Source organism: Actinoplanes solisilvae, assembly GCF_003999975.1.
Lineage (GTDB): Bacteria > Actinomycetota > Actinomycetes > Mycobacteriales > Micromonosporaceae > Actinoplanes > Actinoplanes solisilvae.
Genome location: NZ_RJAC01000020.1, coordinates 44165 through 66619 on the forward strand (window position 1 = coordinate 44165; position 22455 = coordinate 66619).

Annotated in this window: 16 protein-coding genes; 14 read left to right on the forward strand and 2 right to left on the reverse strand. The window is 70.2% G+C overall.

Going from position 1 to position 22455, the window contains the following annotated elements:
* Positions 1–67 precede the first annotated feature (67 nt).
* The 12 genes from EER30_RS35280 (at position 68) to EER30_RS35335 (ending at position 17728) form a co-directional block, all read left to right on the forward strand.
* Positions 68–838 (forward strand): SGNH/GDSL hydrolase family protein, encoded by a 771-nt coding sequence (locus EER30_RS35280; protein WP_127505185.1) that lies wholly within the window; start codon positions 68–70, stop codon positions 836–838.
* 130 nt (positions 839–968) lie between these two features.
* Positions 969–1868, forward strand: coding sequence for a sulfurtransferase (locus tag EER30_RS35285; RefSeq protein WP_127505187.1), 900 nt, complete (start codon positions 969–971; stop codon positions 1866–1868).
* An 84-nt stretch (positions 1869–1952) separates the two neighbouring features.
* Positions 1953–3680 carry an HSP90 family protein gene (locus EER30_RS35290; protein WP_127505189.1) on the forward strand — a complete coding sequence of 576 codons (1728 nt, stop codon included), beginning with the start codon at positions 1953–1955 and terminating at the stop codon, positions 3678–3680.
* Positions 3677–6352 (forward strand): tetratricopeptide repeat protein, encoded by a 2676-nt coding sequence (locus tag EER30_RS35295; protein ID WP_127505191.1) that lies wholly within the window; start codon positions 3677–3679, stop codon positions 6350–6352. The genes EER30_RS35290 and EER30_RS35295 overlap by 4 nt, the downstream gene beginning before the upstream one ends.
* A 43-nt stretch (positions 6353–6395) precedes the next feature.
* Entirely contained in the window at positions 6396–7001 is a 606-nt protein-coding gene (locus tag EER30_RS35300; RefSeq protein WP_127505193.1) for a TetR/AcrR family transcriptional regulator, read from the forward strand.
* A gap of 228 nt (positions 7002–7229) precedes the next feature.
* Positions 7230–8558, forward strand: a complete 1329-nt coding sequence (locus EER30_RS35305) for an acetyl-CoA carboxylase biotin carboxylase subunit (RefSeq protein WP_127505195.1) — start codon at positions 7230–7232, stop codon at positions 8556–8558.
* Positions 8559–8565: 7 nt separating this feature from the next.
* The gene (locus EER30_RS35310) at positions 8566–9441 is read left to right on the forward strand and encodes a hydroxymethylglutaryl-CoA lyase (protein WP_127505197.1); all 876 of its coding nucleotides are present in this window, start codon (positions 8566–8568) and stop codon (positions 9439–9441) included.
* A 142-nt stretch (positions 9442–9583) separates the two neighbouring features.
* Positions 9584–10633, forward strand: a complete 1050-nt coding sequence (locus EER30_RS35315; RefSeq protein ID WP_127505199.1) for a hypothetical protein — start codon at positions 9584–9586, stop codon at positions 10631–10633.
* Between the two features lie 247 nt (positions 10634–10880).
* On the forward strand, positions 10881–12233 hold the full coding sequence (locus EER30_RS35320) for a chaplin family protein (protein ID WP_127505201.1): 1353 nt from the start codon (positions 10881–10883) through the stop codon (positions 12231–12233).
* Positions 12234–12481: 248 nt separating this feature from the next.
* Complete coding sequence (locus EER30_RS35325) at positions 12482–14008, forward strand: acyl-CoA carboxylase subunit beta (protein WP_127505203.1); 1527 nt, start codon at positions 12482–12484, stop codon at positions 14006–14008.
* 16 nt (positions 14009–14024) lie between these two features.
* Entirely contained in the window at positions 14025–15179 is a 1155-nt protein-coding gene (locus EER30_RS35330; protein WP_205650563.1) for an acyl-CoA dehydrogenase family protein, read from the forward strand.
* An 89-nt stretch (positions 15180–15268) separates the two neighbouring features.
* Positions 15269–17728, forward strand: coding sequence for an ATP-binding protein (locus tag EER30_RS35335; protein ID WP_127505207.1), 2460 nt, complete (start codon positions 15269–15271; stop codon positions 17726–17728).
* A 331-nt stretch (positions 17729–18059) separates the two neighbouring features.
* Here EER30_RS35335 and EER30_RS35340 read toward each other — a convergent pair whose 3' ends face one another.
* Positions 18060–18548, reverse strand: coding sequence for a MarR family winged helix-turn-helix transcriptional regulator (locus EER30_RS35340; RefSeq protein ID WP_127505209.1), 489 nt, complete (start codon positions 18546–18548; stop codon positions 18060–18062).
* A gap of 101 nt (positions 18549–18649) precedes the next feature.
* On the opposite strand from EER30_RS35340, the gene EER30_RS35345 reads away from it, so the two are divergent.
* Together EER30_RS35345 and EER30_RS35350 are read left to right on the forward strand one after the other, a co-directional pair.
* On the forward strand, positions 18650–19228 hold the full coding sequence (locus EER30_RS35345) for a YceI family protein (RefSeq protein WP_127505211.1): 579 nt from the start codon (positions 18650–18652) through the stop codon (positions 19226–19228).
* 150 nt (positions 19229–19378) lie between these two features.
* The gene (locus tag EER30_RS35350; RefSeq protein WP_240670495.1) at positions 19379–20836 is read left to right on the forward strand and encodes a glutamate-cysteine ligase family protein; all 1458 of its coding nucleotides are present in this window, start codon (positions 19379–19381) and stop codon (positions 20834–20836) included.
* A 45-nt stretch (positions 20837–20881) separates the two neighbouring features.
* Here EER30_RS35350 and EER30_RS35355 read toward each other — a convergent pair whose 3' ends face one another.
* Positions 20882–22360 (reverse strand): Hansenula MRAKII killer toxin-resistant protein 1, encoded by a 1479-nt coding sequence (locus tag EER30_RS35355; protein ID WP_240670496.1) that lies wholly within the window; start codon positions 22358–22360, stop codon positions 20882–20884.
* Positions 22361–22455: the final 95 nt, after the last annotated feature.

A 22455-nucleotide genomic window follows, 5' to 3' on the forward strand; every position in this document is an offset into this window, starting at 1 on the left:
CGGTCACCTTCATTCAGTGCTTATGTGTCCCCACGAGGACCTAAGGCGCGTTAAGGGGGAGGCGACGATGGGCTGGCACAACTTCGTTGCTATGGGGGACAGCTTCACCGAGGGGTTGAACGACGCATACCCGGACGGCACCTTTCGAGGGTGGGCTGACCTGGTGGCCGCTCGCCTAGCGGTCGACTCGGGTCCGGATTTCGGCTATGCGAACCTGGCCATCCGGGGCAAGGTCATGCACCAGATCGTCGACGAGCAGCTCGAGCCGACCCTGGCCATGAAGCCCGACCTGGTCAGCATCGCGGCCGGCGGCAATGACGCTTTACGCGTACGGGTCGACCCGCACGCGCTCGTGCGAGAGCTCGACGGCGTGGTGCGGCAACTGCGTGACTCGGGGGCCGAAGTCGTCCTGTTCCGGTTCGCCGACGTGACCGTGAACCTGCCGGCCATTATCGGGCGGCGGGCCGCCGTGCTCAACGACGGCGCCAGCATGATCGCCCAGCGGTACGGCGGTTACCTGGTCGACCTGTTCGCCGACTCCGCCTTCCACCATCCGCACATGTGGGCGCCCGATCGGCTGCACCTCTCGCCGGCCGGGCATCGCCGGGTGGCCGGCCAGGTGCTGAGCGTCCTCGGGGTCGGCGTCGACGAAGACTGGATGCTCGTCCCGCCGATGCCCGAGCCCACGCCGTGGCTGCTTGCCCGCAGTGCCGACCTGCGCTGGGCCCGTGAGCACCTCGCGCCCTGGGTCAGCCGCCATCTGCTCGGCCACTCGTCCGGCGAATTGGTCAGCGCCAAACGGCCGGTGCTTGCTCCGATCGGATGCGGCGGCGAGTGACGGGCGGCGGCGAGTGACGCGGCTGGGAGTGACGCGCGGCTGGGAGTGACGCGCGGCTGGGAGTGACGCGCGGCTGGGAGTGACGCAGAGCGCCCCTGATCACGCGACATAGAGGGCTAGCGTGGTGAACATGTCTGTTGCGAACGATTCGGCGCCTGCGCTCCAGGCGTACGCGCATCCCGACAAACTCGTCACCACCGAGTGGCTCGCGGCGAACCTCGACACTCCCGGCCTCGTGGTCGTCGAGTCGGATGAGGACGTGCTGCTCTACGACACCGGGCACATTCCCGGCGCGGTAAAGGTCGACTGGCATCTCGAGCTCAACGACCAGGTGACCCGCGATTACCTCGATCCGGCCGCCTTCGCCGCGCTCATGGAGGCCAAGGGCATCGGCCGCGACGACACGATCGTCTTCTACGGCGACAATTTCAACTGGTGGGCGGCGTACGCCCTCTGGGTCTTCAGTCTTTTCGGCCACCGCGACGTGCGTCTGCTCGACGGCGGCCGCCAGAAATGGGCGGCCGAGGGCCGGCCGATGACCCGCGACCGCACCGAGCGGGCGCCCGCGAAATATCCGGTGCCGGTGCGCAACGACGCCGAGATCCGGGCCTTCCGCGATCAGGTAATGGGCCACATCAGCAGCGGTCGGCCGCTGGTCGACGTGCGTTCCCCGCAGGAATACACCGGCGAGCTGACGCACATGGCGGCCTACCCGCAAGAGGGGGCGCTGCGCGGCGGCCACATTCCGGGCGCGCTGAGCAAGCCGTGGAAGTCGGCGGCCAACGAGGACGGCACGTTCAAGCCGGCCGACGAACTCGCGAAGATCTACCACGACGAGCTGGGCCTCGACTCGGGCGACGACATCATCGCCTACTGCCGCATCGGTGAGCGCTCCAGCCACACCTGGTTCGTGCTGCGTCACCTGCTGGGCTACCCGCAGGTGCGCAACTACGACGGCTCCTGGACCGAGTGGGGCAACCTGGTCCGGGCGCCGATCGCGACGGGTTCGGAGCCCGGCGGCCTGAGCTGAATGATCGACGGCGGGGCGGGTTGATCTTCTCGGGGATCCAGACCTGCCCCGTTTTTGTCGGCCGTTCGCGGTACCTTCTCCGCCGTGAGCAACACGTTCCAGGTCGATCTCCGCGGCATTGTCGATCTTCTGAGCCATCACCTCTACGCGAGCCCTCGTGTCTATGTGCGCGAGCTGCTGCAGAACGCCGTCGACGCGATCACCGCGGCCGGCGGGCCCGGGCTGGTGTCGATCACCACCGGCGCCGACGCGCTGCGGGTCAGCGACAACGGCATCGGCCTCACCGAGGCCCAGGTGCACGAGTTGCTCGCCACCATCGGCCGCAGCTCGAAGAGGGACGAGCTCGGTTTCGCCCGTCACGAGTTCCTCGGCCAGTTCGGCATCGGCCTGCTCTCGTGCTTCATGGTGGCCGACGAGATCCGGGTGCACACCCGCCGCGAGGGCTCCGCGGCCGTCCTGTGGACGGGCTATTCCGACGGCCGTTATTCCGTCGCCCCGGGCGATGAGCGCGAGCCGGGCACGACGGTCACGCTGCTGCCCCGCCGCGGTTCAGAACACCTTCTCTCCCGTACGACGGTTCGCGAACTCGCCGCGCTCTACGGCTCGCTGCTTCCCGTGCGCGTCGAGGTCGACGACGTCCCGGTCACCACCGGCACCCTGCCCTGGACGGGCCGCGACCCGGGGGCGTACGCGGAAGAGGTCTTCGGTTTCCGCCCGCTCGACGTGGTGCCGCTGGAGGTGCCCCAGGCCGGGCTCACCGGTGTCGCGTTCGTGCTGCCCACGCCGGTCAACCCGGCCGCCCGGGGTGGTCACCGCGTCTATCTCAAGCGCATGCTGCTGGCCGAGAGCGTCGAGGGCCTGCTGCCCGAGTGGGCGTTCTTCGCCCGCTGCGTGGTTGACAGCAGCGAGCTGAGGCCGACCGCGAGCCGCGAGGCGCTTTACGACGACAGCCTTCTGGCCGACACCCGCGAGGCGATCGCCGACCAGCTCCGCGGCTGGCTGGTGCGGCTCGCGTCGACCGACCCGCGCCGTCTCGGCGAGTTCCTCTCCATCCACCACCTGGGTGTCAAGGCGCTGGCCCTGCACGACGACGAGATGCTGCGCCTGGTCGAGCAGTGGGTGCCCGTCGAGACCAACATGGGCATGGTCACGCTGGCCGAGTTCCGCGAACGGCACGGCGTTCTGCGCTACGCCGCCGGTCACGACGAGTTCCGCCAGCTCGCCTCGGTCGCCGCCGCCCAGGACCTCGGCGTGATCAACGGCGGCATCGTCTACACCGCCGACATCGTCGAGCGCCTGGCCACTGTGGATGAGGACGTTCGCGTCGAGCGGCTCGAGCCGGCCGACGTGGCTGCTCGCTTCGCCGCCGTCGACACCGAGACCGAGCTGCGCCTTCGTCCTTTCCTGACGGTCGTGCAGCGCCGTCTCGACCGGCTCGGCTGCGAGGTCGTGGTGCGCGGCTTCGACCCGCCGACCGTCCCCGCCCTCTACCTGGTGAGTCGCGCCGCCGCCTTCAGCGAGCAGTTCACCGCGAGCCGCGACGTCGCCGACGACGTGTGGGCCGGCGTGCTCGACGCGCTGTCACACACGGTCGCCACCGACCGCCCGCAGCTCGTGCTCAACCACCGCAACGCCCTGGTCCGCCGCATCACCGCGCTCGGCGACCCCGATCTCGCCGGCCTGGCCGTCGAGTCGCTCTACGGCCAGGCCCTGATGCTCGGGCAGCACCCGATCCGCCCGGCCGACGCCGCTCTGCTCACCAGTTCGTTCATGGGCCTGCTCGACCGGGCCGTCCCGGGGGAGGACCGATGAAGACCGCCGACGAACTCTGGGACCTGTTCCGTCAGGCCGACGACCTGCCGCACGGCTCGGCCCAGATCGCCCTGGTCGAAGAGGTGCTGCGGCACGCCGACATCGTCGACGACCCCCAGCTGGCCTTCGCGATCCGGCTGCTGGCGACGAACGCCTACACCTACGGCGGCGAACCGGCCAAGGCGTTCGCCACCTTCGCCTGGTCGCTCAACGACTTCGACCGCAATCCGGGCCGGCACCACACGCACGGCAAACACACCCTGCTGTGGCACTTCAAGACCATGGTCAGCGCCATGACGAGCTTCCCCGAGATCCCGTTGCAGCGCACCTACGCGGTGCTCGACGACATGGAACGCCGCTACCTCGAGGACGGCCAGAGCCTCCAGGCGGTCCACAAGCACCGCTACCTGGTGGCGAGCCACATCGGCGCGCCCGAGGCCGACGAGTGGTTCGCCCGCTGGCAGGCGACACCGCGCGGCGAGCTCTCCGACTGCATCGGGTGCGACCCGTCGTCGACCGCGGCCTACTACAACCACCGCGACCGGTTCACCGACGTGATCGCCACCGCCGAGCCGGTGCTGGCCGGCGAGCTGACCTGCAGCGAGCAGCCTCAGGGCATCCTGCGCGAGCTGATGGTCGCCTACCTGCGCACCGGCCGCCCCGACGAGGCCGCCGACGCCCATCGCCGCTCCTACCGTCTCGAGCGTGGCAACCTCGCCGACCTGTGGAACATCGGCGTTCACCTGGCGTTCTGCGCGCGCACCGGCAACGAGAGCCGCGGGCTCGAGATCTTCCAGCGGCACGTCGGCTGGCTCGACCGCGCGCCGTCGCCGGCCGCCGAGATGAACTTCTCGGCCCACTCCGCCATGCTGCTGCGCCGTCTCACCGAGCTCGGGCACGGCGAGACGGTGATCCACCGGCGCGACAAGGGCGACATCTCCGCCACCGATCTGGCCGCCGTGCTCGCCGAGCGGGCCACCGACCTGGCCAAGCGGTTCGACGAGCGCAACGGCACCACCCACCAGAGCACGCAGATCGCCGGCAAGATCAACGCCGAGCCGTACGAGGTGACCCTCCCGCTTTCCCCGACGGCGCGCCGCCCGGCCGCGGTCCCGGCGCCACCGGCTGTCGTCACCGCGCCCGATCCCACGCCCGAGATTCCCGCCGAGGCCGGGGCGGCCGAGCTGCTCGACCTGGGCCACCAGCACTGGCGGGCCGACCGTGACGCGGCGCTGGCCGCGATCATCGAGGCGCTCGACGCGCGTTTCCCACGGCTCGACGATCCGCTTCTCGAGGCCCGCCGCGAGCAGCTCATCGGCAACCGCGCCCAGGATTCCGACGAGGAATCGCTGCACGATCACTGGTCGCGCGCGATCGAGCTGTTCGAGGCCGCGGGCGCGACGGGCCCGGCCAGTGCCCTTCGCGCTCGCCTGGCAATGGCCGCGCGATACGCCGGCGGTGATTTCGACGAGCAGCCGATCCGAGCCGACGTGACCCTGCAGGAAGAGCACGGCGGCGCCTTCGAGCGGGCCAACGCGTGGGCCCGCCTGTCGATAATGCATCTGATGGAGGGCCGCCCCGACGAGGCGAACGAGGCCGGCGACCGTGCCGACGCCTATGCCGAGCAAACTGGCGATCCCCGCATGATCGCCATGCACGCCCTGCTGCGCGCCCGCAGCCGTATGGCTGCTCACCGGCACGACGAAGCGGTGACCGCGGCGCGCCAGGCCTGGGAATTCTTCTCCCAGCACGGCCCGGCTCGCCGCGTCGCCGAAGCCGGCACGATCTATGGCCACACCGTCGACGACCCGGCCGTGCAGGTCGAGGTGTTCGGCGCCGTCATCGCCACCGGCGAGACCGACAACGCGCTGCCCGTCCGGGTCGGCCGCGGCAACGCGCTGCTGCGCCTGGGCCGGCCCGACGAGGCGATCCCCGATCTGGTCGAGGCGGTGGCGCTCTGTGCCGAGGCCGGGCTCGACGTCGGCGGCGCCCACGCCCGCAGTGATCTGGCCAACGCCTTCCGCCTCGCCGGCCGCCCGGTCGAGGGGGCCGAGGTGGCCGAAGAGGCTCTGGCGCTCTTCGAGAAGCTGGACGACGACGAGTCGGCCGACAACACCCGCTACCTGCTGGCCGGCCTTTATCAAGCGATCGGCGACAAGAACGGCGCACTCAGCCTCTATCACGATCTCATCGAGCGCCTGGCCGACAACCCGGCGGGCCGAGGTCAGATCGCCGAAGACGCCGCCGGGCTGCTCTTCGACCTCGACCGCGACGCCGAGGCGGCCGAGACGTTCCTGGCCGCGGCCTCGGCGATGCGCCAGGCCGACGACCTGATCGGCGAGCTGCGTGCCCTGCGCCGGGCGGTGAGCGCGCTGCACTACGCCGACCAGCCCGAACGGGGCGAAGAGGTGGTGCGGCAGGTCGGTGAGAAATACGACGCGCTGCCCGCCGAACTCGCGGCCGAACCGAATGCCGTCTTCCAACGCTCGATGGCCTTCTACGAAGCCGGTAACCTGTTGATGTCGCGGGGTCGTTTCGCCGACGCGGTGCCGCTTCTGCTGGGCGTGCCGGAAAGATTGGCCGCCATCGGCGCCGACGAACAGGCGACCCGCGTCGAGGGAATGCTGGCCGAGGCGCGGCGGCAGGCCGACGATGACCGTTCCACATCCTGAACGCCCGTTAAGGAAAACCTTGACGAGGGGTTAAAGTGGCGTCGTGACTACGGTTGATCAGCAGCAGCGCTCGGGGCCGCCCGCGCCCCGGCGGCGGTCCCGTCGCGACGAGATCCTCGAGATCGCGGTCGGTCTCTTCGCGGCTCGTGGCTATCACGGCGTCTCGATGGACGACATCGGCACCGCCGCGGGGGTGACCGGCCCCGCGCTCTACCACCACTTCGCCGGCAAAGAGGCGATGCTGGTGGCCGCTCTGATCCCGGTGAGCGAGAGCCTTCTGCACGGCGGCAAGGCCCGCGTCGCCCTGCACCCCGGCGACGCCAGCGCCGCGCTCGCCGACCTGATCGATTTCCACGTCGAGTTCGCGCTGGCCAACCCGGCCGTCATCGCGCTGCACCTGCACGAGCTCGACCGCCTGCCCGAAGAGCCGCGCCGTCAGATCCGCCGGCTCCAACGGCTCTATGTCGAAGAGTGGGTCACCGTGCTGGCCACGCTGCGGCCCGAGCTCGACGCGGCCGAGGCGCGGGTGCTCGCCCACTCGGCGTTCGGCCTGATGAACTCGACCCCGTTCCTCGGCGGTGAGGTCGATCGTCGCCGTCGTGCCGCCCTGCTGCGCGAGGCCACCGTGCACGCCTTGACCGGCCACTGAGCCCCACCGGAAACACCGAGCCGCCGCAAGACCGAGCCGCTCCGAAACGCGAGCTGCTTCTGTGACACCGTGGCGCAGCGGCACCGAACCGCTGCAACACCGAGCCGTTCTGTAACACCGAGCCGTTCTGCAACACCGAGCCGTTTTGTGACACCGAGCGCCCACACCCCCGGGCGCGCCAACAGTGACCGCCCCGATCGGGCGGCCGACACGAAGAGAAGGTCAACGATGATCGACTCGCTGCTCATCGCCAACCGGGGCGAGATCGCCCGCCGGATCATCCGGACGGCGAAACGGCTCGGCATCCGCACGATCGCCGTGCACTCCGACGCCGACGAGCACATGCCGTTCGTCCTCGAGGCCGACGAGGCCGTCTGCGTCGGCCCGGCCGACCCGGCCCAGAGCTACCGCAACACCGAGGCGATCCTGGCCGCCGCCAAGTCCACCGGTGCCCAGGCCATCCACCCCGGCTACGGCTTCCTCAGCGAGAACGCCGACTTCGCCCGGCAGGTCGAGGCCAACGGCCTGATCTGGGTCGGTCCGAGCCCCGAGGCGATCACCGCGATGGGCGACAAGATCAACGCCCGCAATCTGATGGCCGCCGCCGGGGTTCCGGTCGCCCCGGGAACCGAGCAGCCGGTCGCCACCGTCGACGAGGCGATCGCCGCCGCCTCCGGGGTCGGCTACCCGGTGATGGTCAAGGCGGCCGCCGGTGGTGGTGGCATGGGCATGGCCGTCGCGGCCGACGAGACCGCCCTGCGCGCCGAGTTCGAAAAGGTTCGCGCGTTCGCCGAGCGCATGTTCGGCGACGGTTCGGTGCTGCTCGAGCGCTACTTCCCCCGGGTCCGCCACGTCGAGGTGCAGATTCTGGGCCTGGCCGACGGCCGGGTGCTCGCCCTATCCGAGCGCGAGTGCTCGGTGCAGCGCCGCAATCAGAAGCTCGTCGAAGAGGCGCCCAGTCCGGCTGTCTCCCCCGAGTTGCGCCAACGCTTCCTGGCCGCCGCGGTGAAAGCCGGCGAGGCGGTCGGCTATCGCAACGCCGGCACGGTCGAATGCCTGCTCGACCCGGCCACCGGCGAGTTCTTCTTCCTCGAAATGAACACGCGCCTGCAGGTCGAGCACCCGATCACCGAGCTGATCCACGGCATCGACCTGGTCGAGCAGCAGCTGCGCATCGCCTCCGGGCTCGACGTCGACATTCCCCTGACGACCAGCGGCCACGCCATCGAGCTGCGTGTCAACGCCGAAGACCCGAAACGCTTCCTCCCCGGCCCCGGCAAGGTCACCACCTGGGTCGAGCCGACCGGCGAGGGTGTGCGGGTCGACTCCGGCTACGCCGAGGGCACCACGGTCGGCATGTCTTACGACTCCCTGATGGCCAAGCTGATCGTTTTCGGCGCCGACCGGGCCGACGCGATCGCCAAGGCCCGCACGGCGGTCGCCGGGTTCGCGATCGCCGGCCCCAAGAACAACCTGCCGTTCTTCGCCGAGCTGCTCGAGAACGACGAGTTCCTCTCCGGCGACTACGACACCGGCATCGTCTCGCGGATGAGGTGACGAAACGATGAACGTAAGCATTCGTGAGGTCGCCCCCCGCGACGGCCTGCAGAACGAGGAGCCGATCCCGACCGACGCGAAGGTGCGCCTGATCGACGCGCTGAGCGAGACCGGCGTGCGGCGCATCGAGGCGGTCTCCTTCGTCCACCCGAAGGCCATCCCGCAGATGGCCGACGCCGACGAGGTATGGGCGCGGGTCGACCGGCATCCCGACGTCCGCTATTCGGCGCTGATCCCGAACACCCGGGGCGCGCAGCGGGCGCTGGCCGCCGGCTTCCGCGAGATCGAGGTCGTGGTGTCCGCTTCGGACACGCACAACCGCCGCAACCTGAACCGGTCGACCGACGAGTCGCTCGACGACATCGCGTCACTCATCCCGCTGATTCACGAGGCCGGCGCGACGGTCGAGGTGATCGTCGCGACCAGCTTCGGCTGCCCGTTCGAGGGCGATATCGACCCGGATCGGGTGGCGGCGATCGTGGCCCGCGTCCGCGCCGACGGGGCGGACCGCATCGCCTTCGGCGACACGACCGGCATGGCCACTCCCCGCCGGGTGCGTGACCTGCTGTCCGCCGTACGCCCCGACCTGCTGCACTTCCACAACACCAGGGGTACGGGTCTGGCCAACATCCTGACCGCGCTCGAGCTCGGGATCACCGAGTTCGACGCGAGCGCGGGCGGGATCGGCGGGTGCCCCTACGCGCCCGGCGCCTCGGGCAACGTGGCGACCGAGGAGGTCGTTCACATGCTGCACGACATGGGAATCGACACCGGAATTGATCTGGACCGCCTGATCAGCACCGCCGAGATGGCCGAGAAGATGCTCGGTCGCACACTTCCGTCGGGTGTTTTGCGCGCCGGGCCGCGTACCAGATCTGTGTGATTTTCAGCCCACCGGCCCGCGATCATTTTTCTTATTTGTTCGCGTGACCGCTCTCCCGTCGTCTCGTTACCAATATCGAGTGGCCGATGTCGTCGATTTGGCGAAACGCCACCGGTTCAGCCGACACGAAGAGGGGCGGATCATGACGGGATCGGGGGTCGAGCGCACGCTGCGCACGGCGTACCCGTCGCCGTTGCCGCCCGCCGGCGCCTCCACGCCCTTGCCGCCTCACATCCAGGGGGCGGAGCGGCGATCGGAGCGCCGCACGCGAAGCGTCGCGATGCGGTGGGGTCTGCGCGTTCTCGTCGTCGGGGGCCTGACCGGTGCGGCCTGGCTGCTCACCGGGACCGCCGCCCAGGCAGCGGACCGGGTCGACGGGCCGGACGGCTCGTTGCTCGGCTCCGTCGTGGGCGACGACGTCACCTCGCCGGTCATCGGACTCCTGAAGGCGGCCGCCCAGCCGCTGGAGAATACCCGGCCGGCACACCACGAACGCAACGTCGTGGCCGACATTCTCGACGTCCCCCAGCGGGTTCTGACCCGCCCGGCGGCGACGATCGACGATGTCGCGCACGACCCGACCGGGACCACTGTGGACACCCTCGCCGGTGTCGACGCGGTCCTGGGGGAGGTCGCCGTCCCACTCCGCCCTGCCGGCGGACCGGCGCCCGACCAGCGGCTCACCCCCGCAAGGGGAAAGGTCGTCGACTCCCTGCCTCCGGCCGACGCATCGCCGCAGCTCGCGGCGGACGAGCCGGCTCCTCTCCCCCAGGAGCGGAAGGCTCCACTTTCTCAGGAGCGGACGGAGCGAGCACCCGAGCCGATCACCAAGGCCCCGCCGGCCCCGGCCGTCGACCACCACACGGTCGTCGCGGTCGAGCACGGCAAGGCCTCCTCCGCAGCATCCGTCCACCGGCACCGCACCGCGTACGCGGTGACCGCGGGGCCGGCGACGGAACGGGAGGACAGCACGCCCGGCGGTGACGCACCTGCCGCTCCTCTGCGGCTGCACCTCGGGGATGTCAGCGGCGCTCCGACCAGCGGGTCGGGGACTCCGACGGAAGGTGGCTCCACGGCCTTCCTTCCGGTTGCGATCGCGAACAGCACGATGGCTCGCCACGTGCGGTTGATCGCGGCCGATGTCGAGGCCCGGCGACATGACGCCGAGGCACCGACCGTCTCACCTGACTAGTGATTGACGCCGCACCGGCTTCGGTGCCGCGTTCCGGTCCGATTCCCGAACCGCTTGCGAACAAGCGGCGAATCGCTGACGCCTGAATCACACGCACCGCACCGAAGCGCCGTACGGGCGCACGTCGACAGGCGGGGTCAGGGCAGAAAGAAACGAGCCAGGGCACCGCTGCGCCCAGAAACACCATTCCAAAACCGAATACGCAATACCACTGCCGAGAACATTCTTGAAAGGCATTTCTTTTCTCATGAAGACTTGGGTTCGCAAGACTCTGAGCGTGGGCGTCCTGGCCGCCGGCGCGCTGCTGTTCGCCCCGGGCGCGGCCAACGCCGACGTCCGCCAGACCACCGGCGGCAACTACGGCTTCCTCAACGGCACCCAGATCGCCGTTCCGGTGAAGGTTCCGGTCAACGTCGTCGGCAACTCGCTCGGCATCCTCGGTGTCGCCGACGCCCGCGGCGTCGGGGTCAACCACATCGAGGAGAACGGCCGTCGTGGCGGCAACGGGCCGACCCAGGTCAGCGGGCAGAACTTCGGCCTGCTGAACGGCACCCAGGCGTACCTGCCGGTCACCGTGCCGGTGAACATCGTCGGCAACGCCGCGTCGGTGGCGGGTGTCGCCAGCGCGTCGGGCACCGGTGTCAACCGCACCGAGAGCGGCAAGCAGGGCGGCCACGACTGGAACGAAGGGCCGACCCAGCTGTCGGGCCAGAACTTCGGCCTCGGCAACGGCACGCAGATCTACGCGCCGATCGACGTCCCGATCAACGCCTGCGGCAACTCGCTCGCCATCCTCGGCGCCAGCTACGCCAACGCGGTCTGCTCGAACGACCTGCACAGCCACCGGAGCCACCGGTTCGCCCGCAAGCAGGAGAGCGTCGGCCACCGTCGCGGTGACTCGCAGGTGAGCGGCCAGAACTTCGGCGCCCTGAACGGCACCCAGCTCCTCGCGCCGATCAGCCTGCCGGTGAACCTGGCCGGCAACTCGGCCTCGGTGCTCGGTGTGGCCAGCAGCCGCGCGGTCGCCGTCAACGAGTCGACTCGTGACGACGACGTCAGCCAGGTCTCGGGCCAGAACTTCGGTCTGCTCAACGGCAGCCAGCTCGCTGTGCCGATCAACGTTCCGATCAACGTCTGCGGCAACTCGCTCGGCGTGCTCGGTGCGGCCCAGTCGGCCGCGGCCTGCGCGAACGGCGACCGTGACGGCCGTGGCTTCGGTTTCGACCGGGACCGCGACCGCGACCGTGACGGGCACGGCCACGGCCGCCCGGGTCACGACGGCGACTTCGGCGGCGACGACTGGGACGGCGACGACTGGGACGGCGACCACGGTGACGTGGACGACGACGACGCCTACAAGGGCAACGGTGGCAGCAAGGGCAACGGCAACACCAAAGACGACGACGACAAGAACGACGGCGACGTGCGCGGCCAGAAGGACTACGGCCAGCCCACCGACGTCGAGCCGGACGCGGTCGGCTCGGACAGCGGCGCCGACGGCGGCCGCGACGACGCGACCGAAGAGGCGTCCCCGATCTCGGACCTGACCGAGACCGTCAGCGGCGTCGGCAGCCTGGGCCTGCTCAACACGCTGCGCTGAAGCTCGCCGCACCGCGGGGGACAGTGACAAGGCCGGGTCGCGCCGGTCCCGGGCGCGACCCGAACGGCGCCAGGAGGCGTCGAGCAGTAACCGGTGCCCCTCCACGGCATCGGCAGCAGTGAAACGAACGGGAGTCTCCGCCAGCGGGCGGGGGCTCCCGTTCGTCGTTCGTTGCTGCCGATTGCCCGATGGGATACCCTAACGGTCGTTAAGCTTGAACGAGCGTTAAGGTATCCGGGAGGCTCACCGTGCTCGACGACGAGGCGCTTGCGCAGGTCCGCAAGCGGGTGCTGGCCGGTGGCGCCGAGCGCTACCACGCCGCCAACGCCGCGAAGGGCAAGCTCTTCGCCCGCGAACGGATCGCGCTGCTGGTCGACGAGGGCACCTTCGTCGAGGACGGGCTCTATGCCAACAGCCTGGCTGACGGACTGCCCGCCGATGGTGTGATCACCGGGATCGCCCGGGTCGACGGCCGTGAGGTCTGCCTGATGGCGAACGACTCGACGGTCAAGGCGGGCTCCTGGGGCGCCCGTACGGTCGAAAAGATCATCCGCATCATCGAGCGGGCCGTGCAGTACGGCGTACCGATGATCTACCTGGTCGACTCGGCCGGCGCCCGCATCACCGACCAGGTCGACCTCTTCCCGGGCCGCCGTGGCGCCGGCAAGATCTTCCACACGCAGGTCAAGGCGTCCGGCGCGATCCCGCAGGCGTGCGCGCTCTTCGGCCCGTCGGCGGCCGGTGGGGCGTACATCCCGGCCTTCTGCGACATCGTCGCGATGGTCGACGGCAACGCGAGCATGTATCTCGGCTCCGACCGCATGGTCGAGATGGTCACCGGAGAAAAGACGACGCTCGAGGCGATGGGCGGCGCGCGGGTGCACTGTGCCGAGTCCGGCGTCGGCCACTTTCTCTGCAAGACCGAGCAGGACGCGCTCGACACCGTCCGGTCGTACCTCTCCTATCTCCCCTCGAACTGGGAGGGCAAGCCACCCGCCGTGGAGGCGAAGGCCTCGACGGGGGCCGATCTGGGCGCGCTGGTTCCGGTCAGCGAGCGCCAGGCCTTCGACATGCGGCGCTACGTCAAGGGCCTGGTCGACGAGGGTTCGTTCTTCGAGATCCAGGCGCTGTGGGCGAAGGAGCTGACGATCGGGTTCGCCCGCCTGAACGGCGAGGTGCTGGGCATCGTCGCCAACAACTCGATGTTCAAGGGCGGGGTGCTCTTCCCCGACTCGGCCGACAAGGCTTCCCGCTTCGTGCAGCTCTGCGACGCCTTCAACGTGCCGCTGCTGTTCCTCTGTGACGTGCCCGGCTTCATGGTCGGCTCGGCGGTCGAGAAGCAGGGCATCATCCGGCACGGCGCCAAGATGATCACCGCGATCTCGGAGGCCACGGTGCCCAAGATCTGCGTGGTCGTCCGGAAGGCGTACGGTGCCGGTCTCTATGCCATGGCCGGGCCCGGCTTCGAGCCCGAGGCCACGATCGCGCTGCCCACCGCCAAGATCGCGGTAATGGGCGCCGAGGCCGCGGTGAACGCGGTCTACGCCAACAAGATCGCCGCCCTCGCCACCGAGGAGGAGCGCGCCGCCTTCGTCGCCGAGCGCCGCGCGGAATACGAGCAGGACATCGACATCATGCGACTGGCCAGCGAGCTGGTCGTGGACACCGTCGTCGAACCCGGCGACCTGCGCGACGAACTCATCCGCCGCTACCACGCCGCCCGAGGCAAGGAGCGCGGGTTCGCCCGTCGCCGCCACGGCGTCACGCCCGTCTGACAGGAGCACTCTCATGGTGAACTTCCGGCTCGACGAGGAGCAGGAGGCCCTGCGCGCCACCGTCCGCGACTTCGCTCGTGAGCAGGTCGCGCCGGTGATCGCCGAGCACTACGAGCACAAGACCTTCCCGTACGACGTCATTCGTCAGATGGGCAAGATGGGGCTCTTCGGCCTGCCCGTCAGCGAGGAGTTCGGCGGCATGGGCGGCGACTACTTCGCCCTCTGCATCGCGCTGGAAGAATTGGCCAGGGTGGACAGTTCGGTGGCGGTGACGCTCGAGGCGGGCGTCTCGCTGGGCATCATGCCGATTTACCGCTTCGGCAACGCCGCGCAGAAGGAGCAGTGGCTTCCTCGTCTCACGGCCGGCGAGGCCCTGGCCGGCTTCGGTCTCACCGAGCCCGGCACCGGCTCCGACGCGGGCGCCACGACCACTCGCGCGGTCTACGACGAGGCGACCGACGAGTGGGTCATCAACGGGACGAAGGCCTTCATCACCAACTCCGGCACTGACATCACGTGCCTGGTCACGGTCATGGCGGTCACCGGCGTGAACGACGACGGGTCCAAGGAGCTGTCCACGATCATCGTGCCGTCGGGGACCCCGGGCTTCACCGTGGCGCCGGGCTACTCCAAGGTCGGCTGGTGCGCCTCGGATACCCACGAGCTCTCCTTCGATGACGTACGGGTCCCGGCCGCGAACCTGTTGGGCCAGCGCGGCCGCGGCTTCGCTCAGTTCCTGCAGATCCTCGACGAGGGCCGCATCGCGATCGCCGCGCTGTCGGTCGGTCTCGCCCAGGGCTGCGTCGACGAGTCGGTGCGTTACGCGCAGCAGCGTGAGGCGTTCGGCCGGCCGATCCGCGACTACCAGGCCATCCAGTTCATGATCGCCGACATGGAGCTGCGGGCGCACACGGCTCGGCTGGGCTACTACGACGCGGCAGCGCGCATGCTGGCCGGCGACGACTTCAAGCGGTACGCGGCGATCGCCAAGCTCAACGCCAGCAACGCGGCAATGGAGAACAGCCGCTGGGCGACCCAGGTTCACGGCGGCTACGGCTTCATGAACGAGTCGGCGGTCGGCCGCTTCTACCGCGACGCCAAGATCCTGGAGATCGGCGAGGGCACCTCGGAGGTGCAGCGCATGCTCATCGCCCGCGGCCTGGGGCTTTAGCGGCTTTTGCGAGCAGGATTTCGGTCCGCTTTCCGACAAGGGCGGATCTCTGCTCGCCGGGTTGGTAAAGGCACCCTAAGTTCGTTGTCATGGGGGAAGTAAACGCGCCGGACCAGGGTAGATCCGGGTTCGACGTCGTGCTGCGACGGCAGCGGCTGCGCGCCAAGCTGACCCAGGAAGAACTGGCCACCCGGGCCGGCGTCGGCGTACGCACGGTTCGCGACCTCGAGCGCGGCCGGGCGTCCCGCCCCCAGCGCACCACGATCGAGCTGCTGGCCAACGCGCTCGGCCTGATCACCGCCGAGCGCGAGGCCTTCCTCGCCGCGGCTCGTGGACAGTCCACCGAGGACCGGCTCCCGCCCACCGGTTTCCAGCGCGTGCTGCCGACCGGCGACCTGATCGGCCGCGACGACGACCTCGCCGAGATGACGGCCCAGATCACCACGCCCGACGGGCCGCGCGGCATAACCCTGGTGGGACTCGCCGGTGTCGGCAAGACCAGCCTTGCCATCACGGCCGCCCACCGGGCGGCCGTCGCATATCCGGGCGGTGTCGCCGGCATCGTGGTCACCGACAACTGCACGGTCGGCGAGTTGCTCGGCAGCGTTGCCGCCGAGTTCGGCGTGGGCCGTCCCGATGATCTGCCGGGCCGCTTCGGCGACCGGGCTGCCCTGGTCTTCGTCGACGCCGTCGAACGATCGCCGGACGCGACCGCCGAGATGCTGGCCCGGCTGCTTGAACGACTGCCGACGCTGCGGTTCCTCGCCACCGGTCGTCATCCGGTCGGGCTCAGCGTCGAACGGGTGTGGCCGTTGGCACCGCTCACCGCGCCGCCGCCCGACACCGCGAACACCCTTGCGGACGTGGTGGCGTACCCGGCTGTGGCTCTTTTTCTGGAACGCCTCGGCCGCGTGCGCCACACCGAGCCGGAGCCCGACGAGGTCGCGGCCCTGGCCACGCTGGTGCGCCGGCTCGGCGGCCTGCCGCTCGCGATCGAACTGGCGGCGGCCCGGGGCCGCGTGCTCACCATCCCCGAGATCCTGGACCGGTACGGCAACCGCGTGCTCGATCTCGACCGGCCGGGCTCCCGCGACCCGCTGGTCTCGCTGCGTGACGCCGTGGCGGCCAGCTATCGGCTGCTCAACCCGCAGGAGCAGCGCGCCCTGCGACGACTGGGCATGTTCCGCTACCGCTGGTCGATCGACCTGGCCGAGCAGCTCATCGACGACCCGCGCACCGACGTCGTGCACCTGCTCGACCGCCTTCTCGAACTCGGCCTGCTCAGCGTGCGCGGCAGCCGACCCTTCCGGTTCCGGCTGCTCGACGTGGTGCGCGACTACGCCGCCGAGCGCGCGGCCGCCGAAGGGGAGCTGACCGAGAGCCGGCGACGGCACGCGCGGGTGCTCGCCGACCTGGCCCAGCACATCTGGCCCGATCTGGCCGGCACCCACCTGCCCGAGGCCGCAGGACGGCTCGACGACGTGGCCGGCGACTTCGGGACGGCGCTGGCCTACGCGGCGGGCGACGATCCGCACACCGCGCTGCGTCTGGCGGCGGCCCTGCCACGCTGGTGGCGGTTCCGCGGGAGGGACGTGACCGGTCGTCAGTGGCTGCGACGGCTGCTCGACGACCCGCGCACCGCCGACGCCGACCCGGCCACCCGGGCCTGGGCACGCATCGGCCTGGCCCAGCTCGCCCGCGAGCACGGCGCCGGCGCGGAGGAACTCGAGTCGACCACCGAGGCGCTGGCCGACTTCGTGCGGCTGGACGACATCGCCGGCCAGCTCACGGCGCATGCACAGCTGGCGGCCCTATGGATGAGCACGGGCGAGTTCGACCGGGCGCGGGGGCACGGCGAGGAGGCGCTGCTGCTGGCCCAGCGCGGCGGGCACGACCGCGACCTGGCGGTGGCCGAGAACAACCTGGTCTGGCACGAGATCCGGCAGGGCGATCTGGACGCGGCGCGCCTTCGGCTGGCGGCGGTCGATCGGCTGGCCGGGCGGTGCGGGGAACAGCGGCTCAAGGCGCTGGCCCAGGCGAATCTGGCCGAGGTGGCGCGGCTCGACGGACGGCTTGAGGAGGCCGAGCGGTTGGCCCGCGGCGCGATGATCGAGCTGAACGAGCTGGGGGATCCCGGGCACCGTCGACGGTTGCTGGCGACACTGGGGCTGGCGCTGGCCGAGTTGGGGCGGGTCGACGAGGCGGCCGCGGTGCTCGTGCAGCTGGGGTCGGCGTCGGGGCCCGCCGGGGACAGCGTGCAGGACGGGCCGGGCGCTGTGGTCGAAGGGGCGATCGCATTGCAGCGTGGGGAACCCAAGCGGGCGGCCGACAACTTCGCGCGGGCCGCCGAGGCGTACGACGGGACTCATGATCCGCGGGATGTGGTGGAGGCGCTCGTCGGGTTGATCGTGAGCACGCCGGACGGCGACGAGAAGAGTGTGGCGATTCGGCGGCTGGGCGAGATGTGCCGTTCGAGCGGCATCATGCTGCTGCCCCGAGAGGTCGAACGCCTCGGGCCCCGGACTGTCGCCGAGGTGCTGGGAGCCTGAGCCAGCCCTGTTTCAAGTGACTGGCGGCTGAGAGGGGCTGGTCGGGCGCGGACGGTCGGCGTTGCGTGCCCCCCACGCGCCGACCGTCGCAACGCCCGCCAGTTACGCGGCGAGAACGAAGCTCCCCCGTCAAGCCCCGCTGTCGCCTCGGTCGCGCCGCATCCCCCTGCGTGGATCACAGTAGCCGCGGGCGACCGGCCAACCCGAGAGATTTGTCCGTTTGAGGCCGTGAGTCGACCGGTTCTGCCGGTACTTCTGCCGGTTGCCCGCATAACCTGCGGTCAGTCCGTCACCGACCGTTTCGTGGCGACTTCGCCGGGTGCCCAACGGATCAAGCCGCAGGCTGCTCCTCGGCGTCCATGCCCGCGGTCGCGCACGGGTTGACCGCGTCGCGGATCTTGCGCAGCGACGCGAGCATGTCGTCGAGCTGCTCAGGGGTGAGCTGGCCGATGAACCACTGCTGGAGCAGTTCGAGGTGGCCGGGAAGAACCTCGTCGAGGCGGCCCACGCCCTCGTCGGTGATCACGGCGAACGAGCTGCGACGGTCGCTGGCGCAGGCCTCGCGGCGCACCAGGCCGTCCCGGTCCATGCGGTCGACGACACGGGTGACGCCGCTGGTGGACAGCGAGGTCTGAGCGGCCAGGTCGGTCATGCGCAGCCGACGGCCGGGCGAGCGGGCGAGGCGCATGAGCACCTCGAACTCGACGCCGGAGAGCCGGTGCTCCTCGAATTGGGCGTTGAAGCGATTGGTCAGCCCCGTGAACGCCTCGGCGAACAGGCCGAACGCGGTGAAACGGGGGTCATCGAGATCCGTACTCACGACTCCATCGTACACGTCCCTTGACAGCGGGAATGTTGCTTGGCATATTGTTGTTCCGTCAGACAAACACCGACCGCCCGTGCTTGAGAGAAGGAACAGTCATGACCGAGTCCGTCGCCAACACCCGTGCGTTCGAGGGTCTGCAGATCCCGGCCGCCGGCACGTACGACCTGGATGCCGCGCACAAGCGGGTCGGCTTTGTGGCGCGACACCTCATGGTCAGCAAGGTCCGCGGGCAGTTCGCGGACGCCTCGGCCACGATCACCATCGGCGAGGACCCGCTGCAGTCCTCGGTCACCGCGACGATCAACACCGCGAGCATCACCACCGGCCAGGTCGACCGCGACAACCACCTGCGCAGCGGCGACTTCTTCGAGGCCGAGAAGTACCCGGTCATGACCTACCGCAGCACCGGCATCAAGAGCCACGCGGGCGGCGAGTTCGTCCTCGACGGTGAGCTCACGATCAAGGACATCACCAAGCCGGTCGAGCTGGTCGTCGAGTTCGAGGGCGCCGGCAGCAGCCCCTCCGGCCAGGGCGTCTTCGGCTTCAGCGCGACCGCCGAGATCGACCGCGAGGAGTGGGGCCTGACCTGGAACATGGCCCTCGAGAGCGGCGGCGTCATGGTCAGCCGCAAGATCAAGATTGAGATCGAGGGCGAGGGCGTACGCCGCGCCTGATCTTCACGGTCCACAGTCGAGCCGCCGTCCGGATGCCCGGGCGGCGGCTCGTTGTCGTGTGGCGCGACCTCGGCCGGGGGTGGCAAGGTAGACCGAGCGCAAGCAGTCGCTCACGCAGTGGTGATCCACGTCCCCGGCTCGGGAGGGTAAGTGGGCAACGAGTTCGCCCCCGAAGATCGTGTCGTCCATCGCCGGAAGGTGCGGCAGTGCCTAGACGTCCTGGCCGAGATGCTCGACAACGGTGCCTTTGTCAGCCGCGACGGCATGACCGGCCTCGAGATCGAGCTCAACCTGATCGACGCGAACGGCCGGCCCGCGATGCGCAACGCCGAGGTGCTGGCCCTGCTGGGCGACCCGGCGTTCCAGACCGAACTGGGCCGGTTCAACGTCGAGCTCAACGCGGCCCCCCGGTCGATCGCCGGCCACGGCTTCGGTGACTACGAGCGTGACCTGCTCGAAAGTCTGGGCCGGGCGGCCGAGCGAGCGGCCAAGGCCGACTGCGGTCTCGTGCTGATCGGCATGCTGCCGACGCTGTCCCCCGACGACCTGGTGCTCGAAAATCTCAGCGCCAGCGACCGCTATCGCCTGCTCAACGACTCGATGGCCGGTGCCCGCGGCGAGCAGTTCGACCTCGACATCCGCGGCGTCGAGCGGCTCCGCAGCGCCAGCGACACGATCGTGCCCGAGGCGGCGTGCACGAGCGTCCAGTTCCACCTTCAGGTGCCGCCTGACCGGTTCGACCGCTTCTGGAACGCGTCCCAGGCGATCGCCGGCGTCCAGGTGGCGGTCGGGGCCAACTCGCCGTTCCTGCACGGCCGCCGCCTGTGGGCCGAGACGCGCATCGCGCTTTTCCAACAGGCCACCGACACCCGTCCCGAAGAGCTCAAGGCCCAGGGCGTACGCCCCCGCGTGTGGTTCGGCGAGAACTGGATCACCTCGGTCTTCGACCTCTTCGAGGAGAACGTCCGGTTCTTCCCGCCGCTGCTCCCGATCCTCACCGACGAGGACCCGGCCGAGGTTCTGCGCTCGGGCCGGGTGCCGAGGTTGAGTGAGCTGCGTCTGCACAACGGCACGGTCTATCGCTGGAACCGGCCGGTCTACGACGTGATGGACGGCCGGCCCCACCTGCGCGTCGAGAACCGGGTACTGCCGTCCGGCCCGACCGTGATCGACCTGCTGGCCAACGCGGCCTTCTATTTCGGCCTGGTGCGCCAGCTCGCCGAGGAGGAGCGCCCGGTCTGGTCCCGGTTGCCGTTCGCCGTCGCCCGCGACAACTTCCACACCGGTGCGGTCGAGGGCATCGAGGCGACGATGTTCTGGCCCGGGCACGGCGAGCTCCCGGTGGCCGAGCTGGTGCGATCGGTCCTGCTGCCCAAGGCGTACGCCGGTTTGGATCGCTACGGTGTCGAACCGGGTCTGCGCGACCGCCTGCTGGGCATCGTCGACAACCGCTGTCGCCTGGGCCGCAACGGGGCAACGTGGCAGACCGAGGCCGTGCGGCAGGCCGAGAGCCGAGGCCGATCGCGGGGCGAGGCGCTGCGCGAGATGCTGCTGCGCTATTCAGAGCTGCATCGCACCAACGAGCCGGTCCACACCTGGCCTACCTGACAGCCGCATTGCGCCGACGAGCCGACCCCTTACCTCGGAGTCGTCTCACTTCGAGGCGGAGGGTTTGGGGTTGATCTGCGCGACGGTCGGGGCGGTGGGAGGCGGGGTCACGGTTGACTTCGGTGGGGTGGGCGCCGGTGTGTCCTTTTTGGGCCGGGGGCGGCGAGGTCGAGCCGCGGCCGCGATCTCGGCGTCGACAACCGGCGCCGGAGCAGGCCGGGGCGGCGTCGTTTCCTCAGCGTGTGTTTGTGCGGGGACCTTGGAACGGCCGAACAGCCTGCGCTTTGTGGCGTTGGGCTCAGCCACCGACTCCGGCTCAGCGGCTGCGGGGTTGGGCCGCGGCGATTCGGACGGCTCGGCTGTGACGGCGTCCCTGGCCTGGCGGGGTGGCTCGGCTGTGACGGCGGCCCTGGCCTGGCGGGGTGGCTCGGCGGGAGGCGTGGCCTTGGCCTGGCGGGGTGGCTCGGCGGGAGCGGAGGCTTTGGACGGACGGGGTGGCTCGGCGGGAGCAGCGGCCTTGGCTCGCTGAGGTGGCTGAGGAGAGCCGGCGCTGGGCAGGGCGGGGGCGGCCGCGGGGATGTCGGGAACCGGGCGGGCGGGCGGCGTACTCGTGGTCATGGTGTTGAGGCGGACCGAGGTCAGGACGGCGCCGGGGCGGCGGGCGGCCAGGGCACGGCCGGCGGCGATGGTGACCGCGGAACCGGCGAGGCCGGCCAGGATCGCGTAGGGGGCGATCAGGTAGGCCGACTCGATCGGGCCGAGGGTTCCGGTCAGGCGCGGGGCCAGGGCCAGGAACGCGATGGCGACCAGCATCGGCCCGGCCACGCCCGAGGTGGCGGCACCGGTGCCGAAGTCGCCTCGACGGGCGGCGGGCGCGGCGGCCAGCACTCCGATCAGGACAGCCGCACCCAGCGTGAGCAGCGCACTCGGCCAGAAGATCGCGCCGTAGCGACCGCTGTTGGCCACCTCGGTGAACTGCCAACTCGTCAGATAGGTGGCCGAGTCACGGTGGAGGGCCAGTTCGACCACGATGCCGGCGATCGCGAGGGCCCACAGCCAGACGCCGGTGGCCATCAGGTTGGCCGCGACCGGCCGCGACGACACCGCCCAGAAGGCCATGATCAGGCCGAGCAGCAGGCCGACGGCCGCGTAGCCGCCCGCGATCACCTGCGGCGTGAAGGTGTCGAACCGTACGGCTGAACGGGCCGGCAACGCGATGAGCGCGACCGTCACCAGGGAGCCGACCGCGGCGCAGGCGGCCAGGGCGAAGCGCCAGGATCCACTCGTTCGGGGACCCGGCCCACCCCGGTAGCGGCTGCCGAGGACCGCGCCGAACACTGTGGCGCTCGCGGTGATCCATGTTGCCCAGCCGAGGCTGCCCAGCCAGGCACTGTCGTCGGAGGCCGGTGTCACCGGCCAGACGACCACGCCCAGGCCGTAGCCCAGGCCCAATTGCGCCGCTCCCGTTCCCGCGGCGACACCCGCCGCCGTGGCGATCCGTGCGGTCCAGCCCTTCTCGGCCATGCGCCGCACTGTAGCGGCACCCACCGATGCCTGCGAATCGGTCGGTTGCGGTACCTGTGTCCGTTTCACCCGTAGCCACCTGGTGTGTTTGTCCG